Genomic DNA, 24,468 nt, shown 5'->3' with positions numbered 1-24,468 from the left:
TGCCTAGGCCGTGCGCAGAAAGCGGTCGAGGACACGGACACCGAAGTGGAGCGCCTCGACGGGCACCCGTTCGTCGACGCCGTGGAACAGAGCCGCGTAGTCGTAGTCCACCGGGAGCTTCAGCGGGGTGAAGCCGTAGCCGGTGATGCCGAGCCGCGAGAACTGCTTGGCGTCGGTGCCGCCGGGCATGCAGTACGGCACCACGTGGCCCTCGGGCGCGAACTCCTCGACGGCGGCCCGCATCCTCGCGTACGTCGGCGAGTCGAGCGGAGACTGGAGAGCCACCTCCCGGTGCTGGAACTCCCACTCCACATGGGGTCCGGTGAGCCGGTCGAGGGTCGCGCGGAACTCGTCCTCGGCGCCGGGGAGGTAGCGCCCGTCGACGTACGCCACCGCCTCCCCCGGAATAACGTTGATCTTGTAGCCGGCGTCCAGCATGGTCGGGTTGGCGCTGTTGCGGACCGTGGCCTCGACGAGCTTCGCGGCCGGGCCGAGCTTGTCCAGCAGCGCGTCCACGTCCGACAGGTCCGTCTCGATGCCGTGCAGCGCGGCGAGTTCGATGAGCGCGGCGCGCACGGTCGGGGTCAGCCGGAGCGGCCACTCGTGCGCGCCGATCCGGGCGATCGCCGAGGCGAGCCGGATGACGGCGTTCTCCCGGTTCACCTTGGAGCCGTGTCCGGCGCGTCCGCGGGCGGTGAGCTTCAGCCAGCCTGTGCCGCGTTCACCGGCCGCGATCGGGTACAGCTCCCGCCCGCTCCCGTCGTGGAAGGTGAACGCCCCCGACTCGCTGACGCCCTCCGTGCAGCCCTCGAACAGGTAGGGGTGCTGGTCGGCGAGGAATCCGGAGCCGTCCTCGGCACTGGCCTCCTCGTCGGCGGTGAACGCGACGACGATGTCCCGCCGGGGCCGCACGCCCTCCCGGGCCCAGGCGCGCACGACGGCGAGGATCATCGCGTCCATGTTCTTCATGTCGACCGCGCCCCTCCCCCATACGACGCCGTCGCGGATCTCCCCCGAGAAAGGGTGCACGCTCCAGTCCCGGGCCTCGGCGGGCACCACGTCCAGGTGACCGTGGAGGAGCAGGGCGTTCGCCGACGGGTCGGTGCCCTCGATGCGGGCCACGACGTTCGTACGGCCCTGGGTGCGTTCGAGGAGCGTGGGTTCCAGACCCGTCTCGGCGAGCCGTGCCGCCGCGTACTCGGCGGCTGGGCGTTCCTGGCAGTCGCCGCCACCGCGATTGGTGGTGTCGATGCGGATGAGGTCCGAGGTGAACTCGACGACCTCGTCCAGGGCCTGCTGGTCAGCCATACTGCTCCTCCACGGCGGCCGAGACGATCGTGGTCACCGCCTTGAAGCTGCGGATCCCCTCGTACATGGTGTCACTCGTGTACGCCACCTTGCGTTCACCGATCCGGGCCACGCCCGGCACGACGGTCGCGGCCATCGCCAGGTGCTCGGCGTCGAATTCCAGCGCGATGGTGAACGGCCCACCCAGCACCGGTTCCTGACGGATCGCCAGGGATGCGGCCGCCTTGGCCGCGGCCCGGATCTCGGCGGCGGTCCTGGCCGGGGTACGGCACACGGCCGCGTACCGCGAGACATGGTCCTTGACCGCGACCTTCAGCGCCTCGGGGGCATAGCCGAGCGCGTCCTCGCAGGCCACGTCGTCGCCGGTGACAAGGACGACGGGCACCCCGTACTCGGCGACGACGTGCGCGTTGAGCAGGCCCTCGCTCGCCCGTACGCCGTTCAGCCAGACCCCGGTGACGGAGTTGGCGAGGTAGGTGTGGGCGAGGACGCCCTCCATGCCGGCGCCCGCGTGGTAGCCGACGAAGGCGACGGCGTCCACGTCGCCGTGCTGGACGCCCTCCACCATGGACAGCGCCTTGTGCCGGCCGGTGAGCATCTGGGCCCGCTCGTCGAGCCGCTCCAGGAGCAGGTTGCGCATGGTCCAGTGGGCCTCGTTGACGAGGACGTCGTCGGCACCCCCGTCGAAGAACCCCCGCACGGCGGCGTCGACGTCCGAGGTGAACATCGACCGGCACCGCTCCCACTGCGGGGTCCCCGGCAGCACGTCGGCCGGCCAGGTCACCCCGGTGGCGCCCTCCATGTCGGCGCTGATCAGGATCTTCATGCAGCGTCACGTTACGCGTCGCGGGAGGAACCGGCCAGGAAGCCATGAGTTCCCCCTGGCCCCGCCCGCCGCCGGACTCACCCGGTACGTCCGGCCACCAGCCACGTCGACGGCAGTTCGATCCGGGTACCGTCGGCCCGGTACTCCGTGGTGGTGAGCGGGAGTGCACCGCTCGCCAGGACGGTCAGCCCGGCCGCGTCCAGGTACCCGGGGATCGCGTCGTCGGCGACCTCGCCGGGGGCGATGCCGTGCCGGAAGACGGGCGCCAGCTTGGGCGGGGGTCCCCCGGGGCTCTGGGCCAGGCCCAGCAGGACGGGTTTGGCGTCCTCGGACAGCTCTACCAGGAAGGCCCGGCCGCGCTCTCCGACGAGTGCGGCGATCCCGTCCACCAGCTGCTGCCTGTCCTCGGGGGCGGCCTGGTGCAGGACGCCCCGCATGTAGACGTTGGCGTCGCCGAGTTCCGCGTGCAGGATCTCCGCCGCGCCCTTCGCCGCGGCGTCCAGCAGCCGGTACGTCGCCTGTCCCGCCGGGTCGGCGTGCCGGGCGTGGTCCAGTGCGGCGGCGGAGATGTCGGCGCCGACGACGTGCGGGAAGCGGTCGGCGAGGAAACGGGTCTGGGTGCCGTTACCGCAGCCCAGGTCCACCATCGGCAGGCCGTGGTCGGTCAGGTGGGGTTCGAAGAGGGCCAGATGGGCTCCGGCGGTCAGCACCGGCTCCGCGTCCCAGAACACGGCCCCCTGTTCGCCGGGAGCCTCACGCCAGAAGCCCTCCCAGGCCTCCCGGTACCGACTCGTCACGCTCATGACCAACTCCCCAGGGTACGAAGGCCGCCCGCCGCGAGTGACGGGCCCGTACGGTGTATCGCGCCCTGTTCACGCTCACAAGCGCGCGGCGCATTCCTTCACGGCTCGTTCGAGCGGAGCACGCCGGAGCGCGCTCCGTGTGGCCTGCGCGCTGTTCGCGCCGTGTGAGCCCGGGGCCCGGGTGACTCAGCTCCGGAGCTGACTCAGCCACGCGAGTACCTCAGCCCCGCCCTGTGCCGCAGCGTCGCGCGTGCCCCATCGCCGCGCGTGTGTCACCACCGCGTGCCTCACCACCACGCCTGCCTCAACGCCGCGGCAGCGTCATTTCGAACCAGACGGTCTTGCCGGCCTTGGTCCGGCTGGTGCCCCACTCGCGTGCGAGGGTGCTGACCACCCGCAGACCGCGCCCGATCTCGTCGCCGGGACCGGTGTTCAGCAGGGTCGGCAGGTCGTGGTCGTCGTCGTCCACTTCGCACAGCAGGGTGTCGCCGCGCACCAGACGCAGATCGACGGGCCGGCTGCGGGAGTGCCGTACGGCGTTGGTGACGAGCTCGCTGACCAGCAGCTCGGTGGGATCGGCCAACCTGGCGAGGCCCCACTCGTGGAGCTGCTCGCGCACCACCGCGCGGGCCCGCCCGACCTCGGCCGGGTCCAGGCGCAGCCGCCACTCGGCGACGTCGTCGGGTTCGATGCCGTTGAGCCGGGCCATCAGCAGGGCCACGTCGTCCTTGCGGCCACCGCGCGTGTTGAGGGCCCGGATGATGGTGTCGCAGGCATCGTCCATGGAGGCGGCCGGATGCGCCGCCGACTCGCACAGGGTGGCGAGTCCCACGCCTATGTCCTCGCCGCGCACCTCGACCAGCCCGTCCGTGCACATCACGAGCCGGTCGCCGGGCTCCACGCGTACGCGTACCGTCTCGAAGGGCACTGAGCCGACGCCGATGGGCGCGCCCGTGGGCAGGTCGAGCAGGTCGCTGGAGCCGTTCTGGGCCCGTACCAGGACGGGCGGGATGTGCCCGGCGTTGGCGAGGTGGAGTTCGCTCGCGATCGGGTCGTAGACGGCGTACAGGCAGGTCGCGAGGTAGGTGTCGCCGAGGCGCTGGGCGAGGTCGTCGAGGTTGCGCAGCAGCTGTGCGGGCGGCAGGTCGAGGGCGGCCATGGTCTGTACGGCCGTACGCAACTGGCCCATCATGGCGGCCGAGTTGAGTCCGTGGCCCATGACGTCGCCGACGACGAGGGCGGTGCGGGCGCCGGGCAGTTTCACGGCGTCGAACCAGTCACCGCCGACCCGGCCCAGCAGCGTGCCGGGCAGATAGCGGGTGGCGATGTCGCAGCCCGCCATGCGCGGCGGGATGTGCGGCAGCATGCTGTCCTGGAGGGTCTCGGCGACGCTCTCCTGGTAGGTGTACATGCGCGCGTTGTCGAGCACGAGGCCCGCGCGGGCGGCGAGTTCGGCTCCGGTCACCCGGTCCATGTCGTTGAACTCGACACGCTCCGGGTGGCGCAGCAGGATCATGAACCCGAGGACCACATCGCGCGCCTTGAGCGGCACGATCAACATGGACCGGTTGTTGATGAGGGGCCTGATGTCCCGCTTCTCGAACTGCGAGGCGATGGCGTGGCCCATCTGCTCGCTGATGCGGGGCACGAGGACGGGTTCGCCGCTGGTCATGCACTGGAAGAACGGGGTGTTCGCGGGGAACGGCATGGCCTCGCCGACCGGTACGACGTCGTCCCAGCGGCCGGGTTCGTCGGTGTGCTCGACGGCGACGCGGTGCCACAGGGTGGTGGTGTCCGGCACGCCCTCCGGGAAGCCCTCGCCGGCGACGACCTGCTCGCGCAGATAGGTGCCGGCGACGTCGGTGAAGCGGGGCACGACCGCCTTGCTGACCTCGACGATGGTCCGGGACAGGTCGAGGGAGGTGCCGATGCGTCCGCTGACCTCGTTGAGGAACTCCAGGCGTTCGCGCACGGCCGCGTACTCAAGGTCCTCGGCGTCCTCGGCGTCCTCCGCCTCGTCGGCGAGGTCCGGCGGCAGCGGCTCGCCGGCCGCGACGGCATGCGCCGCCCGTTCCCGGCGGGCCTTGCGCTCGGCGCGCCGGGCCACGCCCCAGTCGGGAGTCACGGGCACCCGGTCGTTCTGGCTGAACTCCAGGACCGGGTAGCCCAGTTCGAGGACCTGCGCGACGATGCGGGCGCTTTCCCCGACGCTCATGCTGGGCAGGATCTCGGGGAGCCGCCGGGCGAGTTCGTCGGCGCCCGGGAAGTCGGTGTGCAGGGCGAAGGCGGGCGCGATCCGTTCGACGGTCAGGTCCTCGGCGGGATCGTGCCGCCGGAGCCCGTCCGCGTCCGCCGCGAGGACGAGCAGCCGCTCCGGTCCGGGACCGACCAACGGGTAGGCCCACCACAGGACATCGACCCTCCCCGGCCCGTCGGGTGGCAGGATCCCCCGCTCGCCGCGTCCGCTGCCGGACACGGTGAGCCGGGCGCGGCCCGCGGCCGGGTAGGACAGCCTCCCGTCGAGGGACGACTCCAGGTCGGGGCCGAGACCGTCGTAGTCCGCGTACGGCCCGTAGGCCGCGGACTCGTCCTCCTCGGGCAGCGCTCCGGAGACGGGCAGCAGATCGACCGCCGGCCGGCCGATCGCCTCCTCCTTGGTGACGGCGAACAGCCGTCGGGCGCCGATGCTCCAGTGGGACACCAGTCCGTCACGGTCCACCACGACCACGGCCAGCGCGATGCGCCCGGCCGCGGCCGGTTCCGCCGTGCCGTGCCCGGCTCCAGGGCCCGGAGGCGTGTCCCTGTCGGTGCCACGGTCCATGGTGCAGGCCCTCTTTCCCCACGGCTCCGCGAGAATCTGTGCTGCCGTCACCACCGTACGGCGTCGGCCGGTCACGATGGGCGCCGATCCGGGAATCAACCGCGCCCTCTCACACCGGCGCACGCCCCCGCGCCCCGCGCTGAGCAGGGACGATGAACACCGGAGCGGAGTGAGTGACGGGTTTTCAGTCCTCGTGCCCCAGCTGGAGATCCCGTTCCGTGCGCCCGCCGCCCGCCACCTGGAGCACGGTGGCGACCGGCGGGTAACCCGAGGCGATGACGGTGTACTCGCCGGCGGACAGGTCGACGAACCGGAAGGCTCCGTCCGGACCGGTGGTGACGGTGTCCACGACGTTGCCCGCCGCGTCCAGCAAGGTCACGCGCGCGTCCTCGACGGGCCTCCCCCACCCTTCGGGCGGGAGGACCCCTCTCTCGCTTCGCTCGCCGGCCGCCCGCACCGTGCCGCGCAGCACGGCTCCGCCGGCGAGTTCGACGTCCTGGCGGGTCTCCCGGGACGCCTGCACGCTGACGGGGAGCGCGGCCGGGCGGAAGGCGGGCGCGCTGGCGGCGAGGGTGTACTCGCCGGCCACCAGCTCGGTGATGACATAGCCGCCCTCGCGTCCGCTGCGGGTGCTGGCGACGACCTCGCCGTGCACGTTGGTGAGGGTCACGGTGGCCTCGCGCACGGGCGTGCCGTCCGCGGTCAGCACGGTTCCGGCGAGGCGGCCCGCGCCGCCGAGGACGACGTCGAGTTCGACGGGCCGCTCGCCGACGGTCACCGAGACCGCCTGCGGCTGGTGGCCGCCCGCGGCGGCGATCAGGACGTACGAGCCCGGGCCCGGCGTGGACAGCGCGTACCGTCCGTCCTCACCGCTGGCGCCGCGCCCGATCTGCTGCCCGGTGACGTCGATCAGGGTGAGCGCCGCGCGGGGCACGGCGGTGCCGTCGGGGTGCTGCACCGTGCCGCACACGGGGACACCGGCGGAGTACGCCGAACGGGCTTGCGGAATGGAGGTGGTCCCCTGCGCGGTCGCCGGGTCGGTGGCGGGGGTGCGGTGGGACGCTGCACTGCTCAACAGGGGGGTCTCCTTGAGGAAGAAGGCGATCAGCAGGCCGAGGACGAGCACCGGCACCAAGTACAGGAAGATGCGGGGCATGGCGTCGGCGTAGGCCCGGATGTAGCCGTCGCGCAGCGCCGGGGGCAGCGCGTGGACGAGTTGCGGGGTGATGGACTGCGGGTCGGGCAGCGGGGCGCCCGCGCGCGCGGGCAGGCGTTCGCGCAGGGAGTCGGTGAGCCGGTCGGCGAACAGGGTTCCGAAGATCGCCGCGCCGACGCTGCCGCCGATCTGCCGGAAGTAGTTGTTGGCGCTGGTGGCGGTGCCGAGGTCGGCGGGGTCGACGGAGTTCTGCACGGCGAGGACCAGCACCGGCATCACCATGCCGATGCCGGCGCCGAGGACGGCCATCCAGATGCTGTAGTGCAGCCGGGGCGTGTCGACGTCCAGGCGGGACAGCAGCCCCATGCCGAGCACGGAGAGCGCGGCGCCGAGGATCGGGAGGATCCGGTAGCGCCCGGTGCGGGTGATGAGCTGCCCCGAGATGATCGAGGTGCCGACGATGCCGCCCATCATGGGGAGCATCAGCAGTCCGGACTCGGTGGCGGAGGCTCCGTCGACCATCTGCAGGAAGGTCGGCAGATAGCTGGCGGCGCCGAACAGGGCGACGCCGATCACGAGGCCCACGAGACCGGTGACGTTGAAGACGGAGTTCCTGAACAGCCGTAGCGGGATGAGGGGTTCGGCCGCGAAATACTCGGCGACGAGGAACAGGACGGCGGCCGCCACCGCTCCGGCGCCGAGGCCGAGGATGACCCGGGAGTCCCAGGGGTACTCGGTGCCGCCCCAACTGGTCAGCAGCACCAGGCAGGTGGAGGCGGCGGCCAGCAGCAGCATGCCGAGAAGGTCGAGCCGCGCCTTCGCCGCCGGTCCGGGCAGCTTCAGGACGACGGTGACCACGGCGAGGGTGACCAGTCCGAAGGGCACGTTGACGTAGAAGCACCAGCGCCAGGAGAGGTGGTCGGTGAAGTAGCCGCCCAGCAGGGGCCCGGCGACGGAGGCGAGGCCGAAGGCGGCGCCGATCAGGCCCATGAAGCGGCCGCGCTCCCGGGCGGGCACGATGTCCGCGATGATCGTCTGCACGCCGATCATGAGGCCGCCCGCGCCGACACCCTGGACCGCGCGGCAGGCGATCAGCTGGTCCATGGTCCCGGCCCGGCCGGCGAGCGCGGATCCGACGACGAAGACGACGATCGCGAACTGGAAGACGCCCTTGCGGCCGTACAGGTCGCCGAGCTTGCCGTAGACCGGCAGTCCGACGGTGGCGGTGAGGAGGTAGGCGGTGATCGCCCAGGACATCCTGTCCAGGCCGTGCAGCTCGCCGACGATCTTCGGCAGCGCGGTGGCGACGATCATCTGCTCCAGCGCGGCCAGCAGCAGCGCGAGCATCAGCCCGAAGAAGACCAGTCTCACCCGGCGCGGGCTCAGTGCGGGCGGGGCGGCCGGTGCCCGGGGCGGGTCTTCGGGCAGGGGTGCCGTGACCGGTTCGTCCGGCACCAGAGTCGTCCCGCCCACGAACCGCTCCCCTCGTCGCGCCTGTCGCACAATTCCCGCGATAAGCGACAACAGCGAACAAGCGCGACGAGTTACGGCGTACCGTCGGTCCCGGTGGAGATCCACCCGAACCGGTGAGAGGTCAACACCCCGTCATCGATGGCTGGTTGGGTCTACCGCTCGACCTCGGCGGCCAGCTTGTCGAGCACGGCGTCGTAGATCCGGCCGAGCCCCTTGGGCGCGAACGTCTTCTCGAAGAAGCCGCCGATGCCGCCGGCGCCCTGCCAGGTGGTGGTGACGACGACCCGGGACCTGCCCTCCCCGGCCGGGGTGACCCGCCAGGTGGTGACCATCGAGGAGTTGCGGTCCTTCTCGACGAGTTCGCCGTCGGTGGGCTCGCTGACCTCCAGGAGGCAGTCGCGCACGCGCTTGCTGGTGGCCTGGAGCTTCCAGTGGACGAGGGTGCCCTCGCCGTCGCCGCCCTCGCGCACCTCGTATTCGCTGTACTGCTCGGGCAGCAGTTTCCCGCGCGTGCCGGTGTAGTCGGCGAGGGCGTCGAACACCTTCTCCGCGTCCGCCGCGACGATCCGCTCCGTAGTGGCCTCGACCTGCGCCATTGACGTCCTCCAGGACCTTGGGTTCTCGGGGTTTTTCAGGGTTTCTCAGGGCTTCTCGGGGTGAGGGCAAGCCAACCACCCCGGTCCGGGGGCGCCCAAATCGGGGGCACGGAAGCGATCGGAAACAGCCCTTGCACGATCATGCGAACAGGTGTTCTATTCTGGGAGCAGTGCTACCGAGGAGGCCTCATGCGCTGGGAGAACCTCACCGACTCCGGTGACCACAGCAGGGCCGACGCCGCGTTGTTCGGCGCCGACGCGGTGACCACCCGTACCTTCGACACCCCCGAGTTCCGCGGGATCACCTTCCACGAGGTGCGGGCCCGCTCGATCATCAACCGGGTTCCGGCGGTCTCCCGCATGTCCTTCCAGTGGACGGTCAACCCGTATCGGGGCTGCTCACACGCGTGCGTGTACTGCTTCGCCCGCAAGACCCACAGCTATCTGGACCTCGACACCGGCCTCGGCTTCGACTCGCAGATCGTGGTCAAGACGAACGCGCCGGAGTTGCTGCGCCGCCAGCTCGGCTCGCACCGCTGGCAGGGCGAGCACATCGCGATGGGCACCAACGTCGACTGCTACCAGCGCGCCGAGGGCCGCTACCGCCTGATGCCGGGCATCATCGGCGCCCTGCGCGACCACGCCAACCCGTTCTCGATCCTGACGAAGGGCACGCTGATCCTGCGCGACCTCGATCTGCTGACCCAGGCGGCCGAGGTGACGGACGTGGGAATCTCGGTCTCGGTCGGCTTCACCGACCCCGAGCTGTGGCGCACCGTGGAGCCGGGCACGCCCGCACCGGAGCGGCGCCTGGACGTCGTACGGAGCCTGGGCGAGCGCGGGATCGACTGCGGGGTGCTGATGGCGCCGGTGATCCCGTTCCTGAGCGACAGCCCGGACCGACTCCGGGAGACCGTACGGGCGATCGCGGCCTCCGGGGCGACCTCGGTCACCCCGCTGGTGCTGCATCTGCGCCCCGGCGCCCGCGAGTGGTTCATGGCCTGGCTGGAGCGCGAACACCCGTATCTGGTGCGCCGGTACGAGCGGCTGTACGCGGACGGCTCCTACGCCCCGAAGTGGTACCAGCGCCGGATCACCCGTCAGGTCCACGAGTTGGCCGAGGAGTACGGCATCGGCCCCACGCGCGCGGGGATGCCGCGCCGGACCCGGGAACCCGAACCGGTTCAGCCGGCACCGGCCGCGCCCGACCTGCCCGAACCCACCCAGCTTTCGCTGATCTGAAGCATCCGAGCGCATCCCACGACCCAACCGGGTCAAGTTTCAGCTGAACGCGTTCCTCCAGGTGCGCTTGCCGGGACGATGCCGCGGGGACCGTGACCCTCGCGGTCCCGAACCTCCGTCCTGGGAAGACTCCATGAGAAAACGCGCAGCCGTGCTCGGCGGCGTGGCCGTCGTCGTGGCCGGAACCTTGAGCGCCGTCCCCGCCGACGCGAGCACCTCGCCCCCCGCACCGCCCGCTCACGCCGCGAACCCCACCTGGGAGAAGTGCGGCACCACCGACTATCCGACACTCCAGTGCGCGTCCCTCAAGGTGCCGCTCGACCACGCGAACCCGCACGGGAAGCCGGTCACGCTCGCTCTGTCGCGCGTCCCGCACACCGCGAAGAACTACCAGGGCCCGCTGCTCGTCAACCCCGGCGGCCCCGGCGCCGGCGGTCTGGCGCTGGCCGGCTTCATCGCCTCCGCACTGCCCAAGGAGGTCGCGGCACAGTACGACATCGTCGGCTTCGACCCGCGCGGAGTGGGCGCGAGCGAGCCCGCCCTGGACTGCGAGCCCGGCCACTTCGCCCCGGTGCGCGCCGACTCGCTGCCGACCACGCGCGCGCTCGAGAAGGCCGGCCTGTCCCACGCCAAGGCCTTCGCCGCCGCCTGCGGCAAGAAGTACCCGCGCGTGCTGCCGTACATCGACACGATCAGCACCGCGCAGGACATGGACGCGATCCGCGAGGCGCTCGGCGCGAAGAGGATCAACTACTTCGGCTACTCGTACGGCACTTACCTCGGCGCCGTCTACGCCAGGATCCACCCGGACCGGGTCCGGCGCCTGGTCCTGGACTCGATCGTCGATCCCACCGGCGTCTGGTACGACGACAACCTGGCCCAGGACCACGCCTTCAACGACCGTCACCGCGCCCTGATGGCCTGGATCGCCAAGCACGACTCGACGTACAGGCTCGGCACCGATCCGGAGAGGATCGAGGCCGCGTGGTACGCGATGCGGGCGGCCCTGGCCAGGAAGCCGGCCGACGGCAAGGTGGGCGCCTACGAGCTGGAGGACACCTTCATCCCGGGCGGCTACTACAACGGCTACTGGCCCTACCTGGCGGAGGCGTTCGCGGCGTACGTCAACGACAAGAACGCCGACCCGCTGGTCAAGGCGTACCAGAACTTCGCCGCCATGGACGCCTCGGGGGACAACAGCTACAGCGTCTACACCGCGGTGCAGTGCCGTGACACCCCCTGGCCGCGCGACTGGCACCAGTGGCGGGAGGACACCTGGGCGGTGTACGAGAAGACTCCGTTCATGGCCTGGAACAACTCCTGGTACAACGCACCGTGCGCGTTCTGGCCGACCGGCACGCTGGAGCCGGTGAACATCGCCAACAACAAGCTGCCGCCGACGCTGCTCTTCCAGGCGACCGACGACGCGGCCACACCGTACGAGGGTGGTGTCACGGTCCACCGGATGATCGCCCGTTCCAGCCTCGTGGTCGAGCAGGGCGGCGGAAACCACGGCATCACCCTCAACGGGAACACCTGCCTGGACAAGCACCTGGCGTCGTACCTCGCCGACGGCACGGTGCCGCGCGGCCACGGCGAGGCCGACGCGGTCTGCGAGGCGCTGCCCGACCCCGAGCCGCTGAGCACGGCCAAGGCGGCGTCCCCGGCGGCCGACGGTGCCACCCTGCACCGACTGCTCGGCTTCCGCCGCTGACGCCTGTACCGAGCCGAGGTCCCGTCGGGGTTGTCAGATCCATGATGGTCCGTCCCGAATTCCTGCTGGAAATCGAGGCGTTGGCGGTGGTGGCCGGGTGACGGCCGCACGGGTGCGGGAGATGACCCTCGCCGACACGCGCCGCCGCCGGTCACCGGCGCATGCCGCTCCGGGTCCTGAAGCAGCACACCCGCGCCCGCCGCTTCTACGAGCGGGCCGCCTTCCGGGCGGACGGCGCCGAGGAGCCCTTCGAGGTCGACGGGGTGCCGGTGCCCGAGGTGCGGTACGCGAAGGAACTGTGAGGCCTCACCGCTGCCGGGGAATCCGCGCCAGCGCGTGCACCGCCGCCTCGGCGAGCGTCGGGTGGGCGAGTGCCTCGTTGAGGACCGGTCCGGCCCGGGTGTCGCCGAGCGTGCCGAGACCCTCCACGCAGGCGAGCGCCACCCGCCGGTACGGGTCGTGCGGGCGCAGCCGGCGCCGCAGGGTGGTGATCAGCGCCGGTACCGCCTCGGGGGCGCGCAACTCCACCAGGAGCCGGACCGGGTGCAGGGCGTAGGCCACGCGCAGTTCGTTGGTGGCGAGGGCGGCGGCCGCGCGGGCGGTGCGGGGATCGCCCAGGCGGGCCAGGGCATGGGCGGCGGAGGCGCAGCGCGGCGGGTCACGGTGGTTGAGGAGCAGCACGAGGGATTCGAAGGCCCGCCGGTCGCCCGCCGAACCCAGCCGGAACGCGGCCAGTTCCCTGGCCCACAGCGGCTGTCCCGGCTCGGTGAGCACACCGGCCAGTTCGTCGAGATCCTCGGTCGCCACGAGACGGTCGAACACGGCCGACGCCCCTGCCTCCTGCCGTAAGCGTTCCGTGAGTGATCGCAACTCTTCGTCCATGGACCCGAGATTAGGCGTGTCGCCACGCGGCCGGGACCTACATCACAAACCTGGGGGCTGGCGCGCTCGTTACTCACGAGTTAAGCTCATACGAGCGAGTCACCCACTCGTAGATCTGCTGGTGGTGGCCTGGTGACGCAGCCACCGCGAGAGAGCAGTCGGTTCGGTACATCGCGTACCCGAATGACGACTCGGCCCCGGGACAGGGCCGGTCGGTTCCGCCGGTTCCGGGCGTGTGCACGCCCGGCAGCACGGCACCGGGCGTGTGCGCCAGTCAGCCCGGCAACACCCGCACTCCTTCCGCACCCGGTGCGTGCGTCGGTCCGGCCAGGCCGCTTCCGCCGCCGCACCGGGCGCGCTCCCAGTCGTCACCCTCATTCCTGGAGTCCCGCGATGGCCACTCCCCTGTCCGACATCCCCGCATCCCCTCTCAAGACCGTCGCCGTCGTCGGCCTCGGCACCATGGGCACCGGCATCGCCGAGGTCCTGGCCAAGGCCGGCCGCGAGGTCGTCGGCATCGACATCAGCGGGGCGGCGGCCGCCAAGGCCGTCGCCGCGCTGGAGACCGCGACCGCCCGCGCCGTGGAGCGGGGCCGGCTGACCGAGAAGGAGCGCGCCGACGCCCTCGCTCGGGTCCGTACCTCCACCGATCTGCGGGCCGCGGCCGACGCCGACCTGGTCATCGAGGTGGCTCCGGAGTCGTACGAGATCAAGCACCAGATCTTCCGCGAGCTGGACGGGATCGTGGGCCCCGGGACGATCCTCGCGACCGGCACCAACGCCCTCTCGGTGACCCGCCTGGCCGCCGACTCGGCGCGGCCCGAGCGCGTGCTCGGCCTGCACTTCTTCAACCCGGCGCCGGCGATGAAGCTGGTCGAGGTCGTCTCGTCCGTGCTGACCGCGCCGCAGGCCGTCGCCGCGGTCACCGACCTCGCCGTGGAGCTCGGCAAGGAACCCGTCGCGGTCGGCGACCGGCCCGGGTTCGTCGCCGACGGGCTGCTGTTCGGCTACCTCAACCAGGCCGCCGCGATGTACGAGGCGAAGTACGCCTCCCGCGAGGACATCGACGCCGCGATGCGGCTCGGCTGCGGGCTGCCGATGGGGCCGCTGGCCCTGCTCGACCTGATCGGCGTCGACACCGCGCGTACGGTCCTGGAGGCCATGTACGCCGAGTCCCGCGACCGGCTGCACGCCCCCGCCCCGATCCTCAAGCAGCTCAGCGAGGCGGGCCTGACGGGCCGCAAGTCGGGCCGCGGCTTCTACACCTACGAGGCTCCCGGCAGCGCGACGATCGTGCCGGACGCCCTGACGCCCCTGTCGGGCAGCCTCGACGTCCCCGCCCGGCCGGTCCGGACCGTCGGTGTCGCCGGCTCCGGCACCATGGCGTCAGGGATCGCCGAGGTGTTCGCCAAGGCCGGGTACGAGGTCGTCCTCGCCGCCCGCAGCGAGGAGAAGGCCCAGGCCGCGAAGGCCCGTATCGGCAAGTCTCTTTCACGTTCTGTCGACAAGGGCCGGCTGACCGCCCAGGCTGCCGCGCAGACCCTGGACCGGATCACCGCGGCGGGCTCCTACGAGGCGTTCGCCGACGTCGACCTGGCCGTCGAGGCGGTCGCCGAGGACCTGGAGATCAAGCAGCAGCTGTTCGCGACGCTGGACAAGGTCTGCAGGCCGGGCGCGATACTCGCCACCACGACCTCCTCGCTGCCGGTCGTCGCGTGCGCCCGGGCCACCTCGCGTCCCCAGGACGTGATCGGGATGCACTTCTTCAACCCGGCACCGGCGATGAAACTGGTCGAGGTCGTCCGTACGGTGCTGACGGCCGACGACGTGCACGCGACGGTGCGCGAGGTCTGCGTCAAGATCAAGAAGCATGCGGTCGACTGCGGGGACCGTGCGGGCTTCATCGTGAACGCGCTGCTGTTCCCGTACCTCAACAACGCGATCAAGATGGTGCAGGAACACTATGCGTCTCTTGACGACATCGACGCGGCGATGAGGCTGGGCGGCGGCTACCCGATGGGCCCCTTCGAGCTCCTGGACGTCGTCGGGCTCGATGTCTCCCTGGCCATCGAGAGGGTTCTGCACCGCGAGTTCCGCGACCCGGGCCTGGCCCCGGCCCCGCTCCTGGAGCACCTGGTGGCCGCGGGCTGCCTCGGCCGCAAGACGGGCCGCGGCTTCCGCGAATATGCCCGCCGCTGAGCGGCCGGGCGACTGGTCCACGACGGAGGCGGACTGGGGCGGGCTGCTCGGTGCCGGCAGCTCTCCCCCGCACTCCGGGCCCGGTTCTCCCCCGCCCGCCCCGGGCGGGGGAAGCCCTGGACATGCGCATCACGCTGCGCACATGCAGTACGTTCAGGTCATGCCCCAGCCCGCCAAGTCCGCACGTACACCAGCCACGCCCGACGCGCCGGAAAGTGCCGCAGGCTCTCGCGCCGCCGCCCAGCGACTCAAGATGCGCCGCGAGCTGGCGGCCGCAGCGATGGAGCTGTTCGCGACCAAAGGGTACGAGGCGACCACGGTCGACGAGATCGCCGCCGCGGCCGGGGTGGCCCGCCGCACCTTCTTCCGCCACTTCCGCTCCAAGGAAGAGGCGATCTTCCCGGACCACGACGACACGTTGATCCGGGCCGAGGCCGTCCTCAACGCCGCCCCCGCGCACGAGCACCCGCTCGACACGGTGTGCCGCGGCATCAAGGAGGTCATGCGGATGTACGCGGCCCGCCCGGAGATCTCGGTCGCCCGCTACAAGCTCACGCGCGAGGTGCCCACCCTGCGCGAGGCGGAGATCGCCTCGGTGGCCCGCTACGAGCGCCTCTTCACCCGCTATCTGCTCGGCCACTTCGACGAGCACGCGCACGACGACGACGCCAACGACGACCCGCTGATGGCGGAGGTCGCCGCGTCCGCCGTGGTCACCGCCCACAACCACGTCCTGCGGCGCTGGCTGCGGGCCGACGGCCAGGGCGACGTCGAGGCGCAGCTGGACCATGCCTTCGCGATCGTGCGCAGGACCATCGGGTCGGGCATCGGAGCCGGCCGCACCGCGTCGCACCGGCCGACCTCGGCGGCGGTCTCCACGCACGGCGAGGTACTGGTGGCGGTCGCCCGCACGGACGCCCCGCTCGACCAGGTCATGCGGACCATCGAAGAGGCACTCAGGGACCGCTGAGACTCCCTCACCCATGTGACGACGGCCACTCCCTCGGGGTGGCCGTTTCGGCATGTCAGAGCCCCTTTTTTCGGGGCCTTTCACGGACCTTTCAGGCACCTTTCCGTGTCCGTTCGATCGATCATCGCTCATTTGTTACGTAAAGATTTCACCTGAGAGCAAATTCTGGCACTCCGTGCCTTGCGAGGTGGCACGCGGTGTCATACGTTGAAGAGGTCCGGGCGGCCGGCGTGCAGAGACCTTTCGTACGCCGGCTGTCCCCGCAAGTCCCTCAGGGCCTGCGCGCCCGGGCGCCTGCGTCACAGGCAACCTCCCGCGCCACAAAGCGCTGCCGAACAGCACCATCCGCCGAACCGACGGCACGTTCCCACCCTCAGCAGCAACCGACGTAACCCTCAGCACCCCTCCCTCAGGGTGCGCATCGCCGGAGGCAACACCGTGACCGTTAAGGACATCCTGGACGCGATCCAGTCGCCGGACTCCACGTCCGCCGACTTCGCCGCTCTGCCGCTCCCCGACTCGTACCGTGCGATCACCGTGCACAAGGACGAGACGGAGATGTTCGCGGGCATGCAGACCCGCGAGAAGGACCCCCGCAAGTCGATCCACCTCGACGACGTGCCGGTGCCGGAGCTCGGCCCGGGCGAGGCCCTGGTGGCCGTGATGGCCTCCTCGGTCAACTACAACTCGGTGTGGACCTCGATCTTCGAGCCCCTGTCGACGTTCGGCTTCCTGGAGCGCTACGGCAAGCTCTCGGAGCTCACCAAGCGCCACGACCTGCCGTACCACATCATCGGCTCCGACCTCGCGGGCGTGGTGCTGCGCACCGGCCCCGGCGTCAACGCCTGGAGGCCCGGTGACGAGGTCGTCGCGCACTGCCTGTCCGTGGAGCTGGAGTCTTCGGACGGCCACAACGACACGATGCTCGACCCCGAGCAGCGCATCTGGGGCTTCGAGACCAACTTCGGCGGCCTCGCCGAGATCGCACTCGTCAAGTCCAACCAGCTGATGCCCAAGCCCGACCACCTGAGCTGGGAGGAGGCCGCCGCACCCGGCCTGGTCAACTCCACCGCGTACCGGCAGCTGGTCTCCCGCAACGGTGCCGGCATGAAGCAGGGCGACAACGTCCTGATCTGGGGCGCGAGCGGCGGACTCGGCTCGTACGCCACGCAGTTCGCGCTGGCCGGCGGCGCCAACCCCATCTGCGTCGTGTCCTCGCCGCAGAAGGCGGAGATCTGCCGGTCCATGGGCGCGGAGGCGATCATCGACCGCACCGCCGAGGACTACAAGTTCTGGAAGGACGCGCACAACCAGGACCCCAGGGAGTGGAAGCGCTTCGGCAAGCGCATCCGCGAGCTCACCGGCGGCGAGGACGTGGACATCGTCTTCGAGCACCCCGGCCGTGAGACCTTCGGCGCGTCCGTGTACGTCACCCGCAAGGGCGGCACGATCGTCACCTGTGCCTCGACCTCGGGCTACAACCACGAGTATGACAACCGCTACCTGTGGATGTCCCTGAAGCGGATCATCGGCTCCCACTTCGCCAACTACCGCGAGGCCTGGGAGGCCAACAGGCTCGTCGCCAAGGGCAAGATCCACCCGACGCTCTCCAGGGTGTACTCCCTGGAGGACACCGGGCAGGCCGCCTACGACGTGCACCGCAACCTCCACCAGGGCAAGGTCGGCGTGCTGTGCCTGGCCCCCGAGGAGGGCCTGGGCGTGCGCGACGCGGAGAAGCGCGCGAAGCACGTCGATGCCATCAACCGCTTCCGGAACATCTGAAAACTGCGGAGGCCACAGATGACTGAGCGTCAGAAGGACCGGCCGTGGCTCATGCGCACGTATGCCGGTCACTCCACGGCAGAGGCGTCCAACGAGTTGTACCGGCGCAACATCGCCAAGGGCCAGACCGGTCTGTCGGTCGCGTTCGACCTGCCGACGCAGACCGGCTACGACTCCGACCACGTCCTCGCCCGCGGCGAGGTGGGCCGGGTCGGCGTTCCGGTCGCGCACCTCGGTGACATGCGCCGGCTGTTCCAGGACATCCCCCTGGAGCAGACGAACACCTCGATGACGATCAACGCCACCGCCATGTGGCTGCTGGCGCTCTACCAGGTCGTCGCCGAGGAGCAGGGCGCGGACATCACCCAGCTCCAGGGCACGACGCAGAACGACATCGTCAAGGAGTACCTGTCCCGGGGCACCCATGTGTTCCCGCCGGTGCCCTCGCTCCGGCTGACGACGGACATGATCGCGTACACGGTCTCCCACATGCCGAAGTGGAACCCGATCAACATCTGCAGCTACCACCTGCAGGAGGCGGGCGCCACGCCGGTCCAGGAGATCGCGTACGCGATGTCGACGGCGATCGCGGTGCTGGACGCGGTGCGGGACAGCGGCCAGGTGCCGCAGGAGCGCATGGGCGACGTCGTCGGCCGTATCTCCTTCTTCGTGAACGCGGGCGTCCGCTTCGTCGAGGAGATGTGCAAGATGCGCGCCTTCGGCCGCATCTGGGACAAGGTCACCCGCGAGCGGTACGGCATCGAGGACCCCAAGCACCGTCGCTTCCGCTACGGCGTCCAGGTCAACTCCCTCGGCCTGACCGAGGCCCAGCCGGAGAACAACGTCCAGCGGATCGTGCTGGAGATGCTGGCCGTGACCCTCTCCAAGGACGCACGCGCGCGCGCCGTGCAACTGCCCGCCTGGAACGAGGCCCTCGGCCTGCCCCGCCCCTGGGACCAGCAGTGGTCGCTGCGCATGCAGCAGGTGCTGGCGTACGAGAGCGACCTGCTGGAGTACGCCGACCTCTTCGAGGGCTCGAAGGTCGTCGAGGCCAAGGTCGGCGAACTGGTCGAGGAGTCGCTCAAGGAGATCGAGCGCATCCAGGAGATGGGCGGCGCGATGGCCGCCGTCGAGTCGGGCTATCTCAAGTCGCAGCTCGTCGCCTCGCACGCCGAGCGCCGCGCCCGTATCGAGTCCGGTCAAGAGAAGATCGTGGGCGTCAACATCTTCGAGACCACCGAGCCCAATCCGCTCACCGCCGATCTCGACACAGCCATCCAGACGGTCGATCCAGCCGTCGAGGCCCGGGTGATCGCCTCGCTGCAGCACTGGCGCGACACCCGCTACCAGCCGCCCTTCAACCACCCGCGTCCCTGCAAGGCGCTGGAGAAGCTGAAGGAGGCCGCCAAGGGCACCGACAACCTCATGGAGGCCACCCTGGAGTGCGCCCGCGCGGGCGTCACGACCGGCGAGTGGGCGGGGGCGCTGCGCGAGGTGTTCGGCGAGTTCCGGGCGCCGACGGGCGTGTCGTCCGCGCCGGTGGCCGTCGCCGCCGCGGCGGGCTCGGCACTGGCCGGCGTGCGCCGCAAGGTGGACCTCACCGCTGCCGACCTCGGTGTCGGCAAGCTCCGCTTCCTGGTCGGCAAGCCCGGCCTGGACGGCCACTCCAACGGCGCGGAGCAGATCGCCGTGCGGGCCCGCGACGCCGGCTTCGAGGTGGTCTACCAGGGCATCCGGCTCACCCCGGAGCAGATCGTGGACGCGGCGCTCGCGGAGGACGTGCACGCGGTCGGCCTGTCGATCCTCTCCGGCTCGCACGCCCAACTGGTGCCGGACGTGCTGGAACGGCTCAGTGTGGCCGGTGCCACAGATATACCGGTGATCGCAGGTGGCATCATCCCGAACGGGGACGCCGAAAAGCTCCGGGCAGCCGGAGTCGCCGCGGTCTTCACCCCGAAGGACTTCGACATCACCGGAATCATCGGCCGCATCGTCGACGAGATCCGGAAAGCGAACAAGCTCGACCCCCTGGAGGTCCCCGCATGACAACGCCCGTCAACCGTCTGCGTCCGCGGCGCTCCTGCCTCGCGGTCCCGGGGAGCAACCCCCGCTTCCTGGAGAAGGCGCAGGGCCTCCCCGCCGACCAGGTCTTCCTGGACCTGGAGGACGCGTGCGCGCCGCTCGCGAAGCCGGAGGCGCGGCACACCATCGTCAAGTTCCTCAATGAGGGTGACTGGACGGGCAAGACCAGGGTCGTGCGCGTCAACGACTGGACGACCGAGTGGACGTACCGGGATGTCGTCACGGTCGTCGAGGGCGCCGGCCCCAACCTCGACTGCATCATGCTGCCGAAGGTCCAGGACGCGCAGCAGATCGTCGCGCTCGACCTGCTGCTGACGCAGATCGAGAAGACGATGGGCTTCGAGGTCGGCAAGATCGGCATCGAGGCGCAGATCGAGAACGCGCAGGGCCTCAACAACGTCAACGAGATCGCGCAGGCGTCGCAGCGCGTCGAGACGATCATCTTCGGCCCGGCCGACTTCATGGCGTCGATCAACATGAAGTCGCTGGTCGTGGGCGAGCAGCCGCCCGGCTACCCGGCGGACGCCTACCACTACATCCTGATGAAGATCCTGATGGCCGCCCGCGCCAACAACCTCCAGGCGATCGACGGCCCCTACCTGCAGATCCGCAACATCGACGGCTACCGCGAGGTCGCCCAGCGCGCCGCGGCTCTCGGCTTCGACGGCAAGTGGGTGCTGCACCCGGGCCAGGTCGAGGCGTCCAACGAGATCTTCTCGCCCTCCCAGGAGGACTACGACCACGCCGAGCTGATCCTGGACGCGTACGACTACTACACCTCCGAGGCGGGCGGCAAGAAGGGCTCGGCGATGCTCGGCGACGAGATGATCGACGAGGCCAGCCGCAAGATGGCCCTGGTCATCGCGGGCAAGGGGCGCGCGGCGGGCATGCAGCGCACGGGCAAGTTCGAGATCCCCGCCAACTAGAGGAGCCGTGAGCGCGATGCAGTTCGGACGTACGTACGAGGAGTTCGAGGTCGGGGCGACGTACAAGCACTGGCCGGGCAAGACGGTCACGGAGTACGACGACCACCTGTTCTGTCTCCTCACCATGAACCACCACCCGCTCCACATGGACAGCAACTATGCGGAGAAGTCGACGGACTTCGGCAAGAACGTCGTCGTCGGGAACTACATCTACTCGCTCCTGCTCGGCATGTCCGTGCCGGACATCTCCGGCAAGGCGATCGCCAACCTGGAGATCGAGTCGCTCAAGCACGTGGCGCCGACCTTCCACGGCGACACGCTCTACGGCCAGACGACCGTCCTCGACAAGTGGCCGTCGAAGTCGAAGGACGACCGCGGCATCGTCTACGTCGAGACCAAGGGCTACAAGCAGGACGGCACGCTGGTCTGCGTGTTCCGCCGCAAGGTGATGGTGCCGACCGAGACGTACATCAAGGAGCGCGGCGGCGAACAGCCCGGCCGGCCCGAGCTCAGGGAGCAGGAGAAGTAGCCATGGCGCGACTCGCCCAGACCGCCGGTCTGACCGACATCCAGCAGGAGATCCTCTCCACGGTCCGCGACTTCGTGGACAAGGAGATCATCCCGGTCGCGACCGGCCTCGAGCACCGCGACGAGTACCCGCAGCAGATCGTCGACGGCCTCAAGGAGCTCGGCCTGTTCGGCCTGATGATCCCCGAGGAGTACGGCGGTCTGGGCGAGTCGCTCCTGACGTACGCACTCTGTGTCGAGGAGATCGCCCGCGGCTGGATGTCGGTGTCCGGCATCATCAACACGCACTTCATCGTGGCGTACATGCTCAAGCAGCACGGCACCCAGGAGCAGAAGGACCACTTCCTGCCGAAGATGGCGGCCGGCGACATCCGCGGCGCCTTCTCGATGTCGGAACCGGGCCTGGGCTCGGACGTCTCGGCGATCACGTCGAAGGCGGTCAGGGACGGCGACGAGTACGTCCTGAACGGCCAGAAGATGTGGCTGACGAACGGCGGTACGTCGTCCCTGGTCGCCGTACTCGTCCGAAGTGACGAAGGACACCCCGAGGGCACCGCGCCCCACAAGTCGATGACCACCTTCCTGGTCGAGAAGGAGCCCGGTTTCGGAGAGGTCCGTCCCGGACTCACCATCCCCGGGAAGATCGACAAGATGGGCTACAAGGGTGTCGACACCACCGAGATGATCATGGATGGCCTGCGCATTCCGGCCGATCGGGTGCTCGGCGGGGCCACCGGCCGAGGTTTTTACCAAATGATGGACGGCGTGGAGGTCGGCCGCGTCAACGTGGCTGCGCGTGGCTGCGGCGTCGCCCAGCGTGCGTTCGAGCTGGGTGTCTCGTACGCCCAGCAGCGCCACACCTTCGGCAAGCAGATCGCCCAGCACCAGGCCATCCAGTTCAAACTGGCGGAGATGGCCACCAAGGTCGAGGCCGCGCATGCGATGATGGTGAACGCGGCACGCAAAAAGGACTCCGGCGAGCGAAACGACCTTGAGGCAGGGATGGCGAAGTACCTCGCCTCCGAGTACTGCAAGGAGGTCGTGGAGGACGCCTTCCGGATCCACGGCGGCTACGGCTTCTCCAAGGAGTACGAGATCGAGCGCCTCTACCGTGAGGCTCCGATGCTGCTGATCGGTGAAGGTACCGCCGAGATCCAGAAAATGATCATCGGTCGCAGGCTGCTCGAAGAGTATCGACTCCAAGGCTAGATGTCCGGATTCGGGGTGTTTTGTTCGAGAAGAAGATCACACCCCGTCAGGACTCATCAGCCGCCGACTCGGCTTCCTGGCTTGCCCAGTTGCGGCCCGCGACCGGTACGATCCCGGGAAAGCCGCCGTCCCCCTCACGCAGCGCGGCATCATCCGCTACGAAGGTCATCCATGCCCCACAGCCAAACCTCTGCACCTCGCGACAGCCTGGCAGGCGTACGCCTGGCGCGCGGAGCATCGCCGTGGCTCCTCCCGACCGTCGCCACCGCAGCCCTCAGCCTGGTACGCGCGCGCAGGTCCGGCGCCGCCAAGGCCGTCGCCGTGCCCGCCACCGCGCTCGCGGCGGGCATGCTGTGGTTCTTCCGCGACCCCGAGCGCGAGATCACCCGGGGCCGGGTCATCTCGCCGGCCGACGGTGTGGTGCAGAGCATCATGCCGTGGAAGGACGGGCGCACCCGCGTCGCGATCTTCATGAGCCCGCTCAACGTCCACGTCAACCGCGCGCCGCTGTCCGGCACGGTGGCGTCCGTGGAGCACATCCCCGGTGGGTTCGTGCCGGCGTTCAACAAGGAGAGCGAGAACAACGAGCGCGTAGTCTGGCATTTCGACACCGAACTCGGTGACATCGAGATGATCCAGATCGCCGGCGCGGTCGCCCGCCGCATCGTCCCCTACGTCCCGCAGGGGACGAAGGTCGAGCAGGGTGACCGGATCGGTCTGATCCGCTTCGGCTCGCGTGTCGACATCTATCTGCCGGAGGGCGTCGAGGTGGCGGTCGAGGTCGGTCAGAAGACCGTGGCTGGGGTGACTCGCATTGACCGTGATTGATCCGGAGACCCAGGCGGGCTGGGTGCCCGCGGCCGACGAGGTGGACGACGAGGAGGAGATGCCCCTCTCTCTCCGCCTCTCGATAGCGGACACCCTCACACTCGGCAACGCCACGTGCGGCTTCATGGCGGTGTACTTCACCACCACCGGCATCCTGATCCCGCATCTCACCGACAGCCAGGAATCCGGCATGGCCCGCAACAGCGCGGCCACGGCGGTCATCCTGATGCTGTGCGCGGCCGTCTTCGACCTGTTCGACGGCCTGGTGGCGAGGAAGCTGCGCTCCTCCCCCATGGGTGCGGAGCTGGACAACCTCTCGGACCTGGTCAGCTTCGGTCTGGCCCCGGCGTACTTCGTCCTCGTCTACGGAATGGTGGCGGACGACGCGTCCCAGCGGGTGGCCGCGGTCGGGGCGATCGTGGTGCTGTTGGCGGTGGTGCTGCGGCTTGCGCGGTTCTCGTGCGTCACGGTGAAGGACGGCACCTTCCAGGGCATGCCGTCGCCCTTCGGGGCGCTCACCGTGGTCTCGATCGTGCTTCTCGAACTGCCGTTCGTCGCGACGCTGCTGGCGATTCTCGGTACGGCGTGGCTGATGGTGAGCCGGGTGGAGTACCCGAAGCCGCGGGGACGCCTCGCGGTGGCGATGCTGTCGTGGATCGTGCTGTCGATGGGGCTGCTGGCGGCGTGGGCGTTCGACGCGCCCGGCGGACAGCTGCTGCTGCAGACGGGGTGTGCGCTGCAGCTGGTCATGGGCGCGGTGATTCCGCTGTTCGCGACGGCTCGACGGGTGAACAACTTCCGTGACCACCGGCGCGAGGCTCGGGCGGCGCAGGTTCCGTAACGAGCGAGGCGATGGTTTCTGGGCCCCGGACCGAATACGGTCCGGGGCCCTTCGCTGTGCCGGCTCCCGGCGTCGCTCCGGACACTGCCGGGGGCTCCGCCCCGGACCCGCGGCCCGACGCCCACCCCCCGACCGGAACCGGCTCGGCCGGGCGGTTCCGGGCTGGGGCCGGCTGGTCGAGTGGTGCGAGGCGGGGCGGTGTGGTGGGTCTCCGCCTGTCGAGTCGGCGGGTGAGCGGATCGGCGTACGCCCCAGGGCCAGGGGGCGCCGCCGCTCGAACGG

At 70.2% G+C, this 24,468-nt stretch carries 18 protein-coding genes and 1 pseudogene; 12 read left to right on the top strand and 7 right to left on the bottom strand.

The window, feature by feature from the left end:
* Window positions 1–3: 3 nt before the first annotated feature.
* The 6 genes from ACIBK3_RS13160 to ACIBK3_RS13135 form a co-directional block, all read right to left on the bottom strand.
* Window positions 4–1,308, bottom strand: coding sequence for a M20/M25/M40 family metallo-hydrolase (locus ACIBK3_RS13160; RefSeq protein ID WP_399364912.1), 1,305 nt, complete (start codon window positions 1,306–1,308; stop codon window positions 4–6).
* Window positions 1,301–2,134 carry a M55 family metallopeptidase gene (locus ACIBK3_RS13155; protein ID WP_399364911.1) on the bottom strand — a complete coding sequence of 278 codons (834 nt, stop codon included), beginning with the start codon at window positions 2,132–2,134 and terminating at the stop codon, window positions 1,301–1,303. The genes ACIBK3_RS13160 and ACIBK3_RS13155 overlap by 8 nt, the downstream gene beginning before the upstream one ends.
* Window positions 2,135–2,211: 77 nt before the next feature.
* Window positions 2,212–2,937, bottom strand: a complete 726-nt coding sequence (locus ACIBK3_RS13150) for a class I SAM-dependent methyltransferase (RefSeq protein ID WP_399364909.1) — start codon at window positions 2,935–2,937, stop codon at window positions 2,212–2,214.
* 304 nt (window positions 2,938–3,241) lie between these two features.
* Window positions 3,242–5,758: a SpoIIE family protein phosphatase gene (locus ACIBK3_RS13145; RefSeq protein ID WP_399364907.1), complete on the bottom strand. Its 2,517-nt coding sequence runs from the start codon at window positions 5,756–5,758 to the stop codon at window positions 3,242–3,244.
* Between the two features lie 184 nt (window positions 5,759–5,942).
* Window positions 5,943–8,387: an MFS transporter gene (locus ACIBK3_RS13140; RefSeq protein WP_399364905.1), complete on the bottom strand. Its 2,445-nt coding sequence runs from the start codon at window positions 8,385–8,387 to the stop codon at window positions 5,943–5,945.
* A gap of 152 nt (window positions 8,388–8,539) precedes the next feature.
* Window positions 8,540–8,983, bottom strand: a complete 444-nt coding sequence (locus tag ACIBK3_RS13135) for an SRPBCC family protein (protein WP_399364903.1) — start codon at window positions 8,981–8,983, stop codon at window positions 8,540–8,542.
* 189 nt (window positions 8,984–9,172) lie between these two features.
* Between ACIBK3_RS13135 and ACIBK3_RS13130 the strand changes: the two genes are divergently transcribed.
* The 3 genes and pseudogenes from ACIBK3_RS13130 to ACIBK3_RS13120 all read left to right on the top strand — a co-directional run.
* Window positions 9,173–10,225 (top strand): Rv2578c family radical SAM protein, encoded by a 1,053-nt coding sequence (locus ACIBK3_RS13130; protein ID WP_399364901.1) that lies wholly within the window; start codon window positions 9,173–9,175, stop codon window positions 10,223–10,225.
* 133 nt (window positions 10,226–10,358) lie between these two features.
* Window positions 10,359–11,939 carry an alpha/beta hydrolase gene (locus ACIBK3_RS13125; protein WP_399364899.1) on the top strand — a complete coding sequence of 527 codons (1,581 nt, stop codon included), beginning with the start codon at window positions 10,359–10,361 and terminating at the stop codon, window positions 11,937–11,939.
* 140 nt (window positions 11,940–12,079) lie between these two features.
* A pseudogene (locus ACIBK3_RS13120) lies at window positions 12,080–12,241 on the top strand (GNAT family N-acetyltransferase); the annotation flags it as partial.
* A gap of 4 nt (window positions 12,242–12,245) precedes the next feature.
* On the opposite strand, the gene ACIBK3_RS13115 reads toward ACIBK3_RS13120, so the two are convergent.
* Window positions 12,246–12,821 carry an adenylosuccinate lyase gene (locus ACIBK3_RS13115; protein WP_399364897.1) on the bottom strand — a complete coding sequence of 192 codons (576 nt, stop codon included), beginning with the start codon at window positions 12,819–12,821 and terminating at the stop codon, window positions 12,246–12,248.
* A gap of 393 nt (window positions 12,822–13,214) precedes the next feature.
* Here ACIBK3_RS13115 and ACIBK3_RS13110 point away from each other — a divergent pair, with 393 nt between their 5' ends.
* The 9 genes from ACIBK3_RS13110 to pssA all read left to right on the top strand — a co-directional run bounded on the left by ACIBK3_RS13110 (window position 13,215) and on the right by pssA (window position 24,186).
* Entirely contained in the window at window positions 13,215–15,020 is a 1,806-nt protein-coding gene (locus ACIBK3_RS13110; RefSeq protein ID WP_399364896.1) for a 3-hydroxyacyl-CoA dehydrogenase family protein, read from the top strand.
* A 160-nt stretch (window positions 15,021–15,180) separates the two neighbouring features.
* Window positions 15,181–15,990 carry a TetR family transcriptional regulator gene (locus ACIBK3_RS13105; RefSeq protein ID WP_399365568.1) on the top strand — a complete coding sequence of 270 codons (810 nt, stop codon included), beginning with the start codon at window positions 15,181–15,183 and terminating at the stop codon, window positions 15,988–15,990.
* A 438-nt stretch (window positions 15,991–16,428) separates the two neighbouring features.
* On the top strand, window positions 16,429–17,772 hold the full coding sequence (gene ccrA, locus ACIBK3_RS13100) for a crotonyl-CoA carboxylase/reductase (RefSeq protein WP_399364894.1): 1,344 nt from the start codon (window positions 16,429–16,431) through the stop codon (window positions 17,770–17,772).
* A gap of 18 nt (window positions 17,773–17,790) precedes the next feature.
* Entirely contained in the window at window positions 17,791–19,818 is a 2,028-nt protein-coding gene (locus ACIBK3_RS13095; protein ID WP_399364892.1) for a protein meaA, read from the top strand.
* Window positions 19,815–20,780 (top strand): HpcH/HpaI aldolase/citrate lyase family protein, encoded by a 966-nt coding sequence (locus ACIBK3_RS13090; RefSeq protein WP_399364890.1) that lies wholly within the window; start codon window positions 19,815–19,817, stop codon window positions 20,778–20,780. The genes ACIBK3_RS13095 and ACIBK3_RS13090 overlap by 4 nt, the downstream gene beginning before the upstream one ends.
* 16 nt (window positions 20,781–20,796) lie before the next feature.
* Window positions 20,797–21,309, top strand: a complete 513-nt coding sequence (locus tag ACIBK3_RS13085) for a MaoC family dehydratase (RefSeq protein WP_399365566.1) — start codon at window positions 20,797–20,799, stop codon at window positions 21,307–21,309.
* A 2-nt stretch (window positions 21,310–21,311) separates the two neighbouring features.
* Window positions 21,312–22,517, top strand: a complete 1,206-nt coding sequence (locus tag ACIBK3_RS13080) for an acyl-CoA dehydrogenase family protein (RefSeq protein WP_399364889.1) — start codon at window positions 21,312–21,314, stop codon at window positions 22,515–22,517.
* Window positions 22,518–22,688: 171 nt separating this feature from the next.
* Complete coding sequence (locus ACIBK3_RS13075; protein ID WP_399364887.1) at window positions 22,689–23,345, top strand: phosphatidylserine decarboxylase; 657 nt, start codon at window positions 22,689–22,691, stop codon at window positions 23,343–23,345.
* A gap of 22 nt (window positions 23,346–23,367) precedes the next feature.
* Window positions 23,368–24,186: a CDP-diacylglycerol--serine O-phosphatidyltransferase gene (gene pssA / locus ACIBK3_RS13070; RefSeq protein ID WP_399365564.1), complete on the top strand. Its 819-nt coding sequence runs from the start codon at window positions 23,368–23,370 to the stop codon at window positions 24,184–24,186.
* Window positions 24,187–24,468 lie beyond the last annotated feature (282 nt).

The organism is Streptomyces sp. NPDC050287, assembly GCF_044459385.1.
Taxonomy (GTDB): Bacteria; Actinomycetota; Actinomycetes; order Streptomycetales; family Streptomycetaceae; genus Streptomyces.
This window is presented reverse-complemented; position numbering and strand designations above follow the sequence as displayed.